The 486-nt window shown below is 45.7% G+C and carries 1 protein-coding gene; it reads right to left on the bottom strand.

What is annotated here, in order from left to right; translation table 11 throughout:
• Window positions 1–44 precede the first annotated feature (44 nt).
• Window positions 45–452: a 50S ribosomal protein L19 gene (rplS, locus tag ACYVTD_RS15615; protein WP_461248617.1), complete on the bottom strand. Its 408-nt coding sequence runs from the start codon at window positions 450–452 to the stop codon at window positions 45–47.
• Window positions 453–486: the final 34 nt, after the last annotated feature.

The raw sequence follows: 486 nt of genomic DNA, 5'->3' as shown, positions 1-486 counted from the left end.
AACCGATTGAGTCGGGAAGTTTAAAGGAAATTCACAGATAACGGCTATTCGGAATCGGCAGTCGCCGCAGTGCCGGTAGTCGGCACATAAGCGCCTTTGCCGCTCTTTTTGATGATAAGCTCTTTGATTTTCGCGCCTTTTCCGATCTTTTCGCGGATATAGTAGAGTTTTGCCCGTCTGACTTTGCCCGGACGCACTACTTCAACCTTGGCGATACGAGGCGAATGAAGCGGGAATACCCTTTCTACACCCACGCCGTAGGAAATTTTCCGCACAGTAAAGGTTTTTCCAACTTTGGAATTCTTCATGGCGATAACAAGACCCTCGTATATCTGGACGCGTTCGGTTTTACCTTCAACAATTTTAAAGTGAACCTTAACTGTATCCCCAACCTTAAATTGGTCGAGTTCTTTTTTCATTTGTTCGGCTTCGATTGCCTTAATTTCGTTCATCTCTCTCTCCTTAAACTTCCCGACTCAATCGGTC

The sequence above is a fragment of the Treponema sp. R6D11 genome, assembly GCF_054786075.1.
Note: the sequence above shows the minus strand (reverse complement) of the source record. Positions and strands in the feature narration are given on the sequence as shown.

Bases quoted from the DNA above. Each gene is read 5' to 3' on its own strand.
- rplS (WP_461248617.1), bottom strand. From the start codon at position 452: ATGAACGAAATTAAGGCAATCGAAGCCGAACAAATGAAAAAAGAACTC.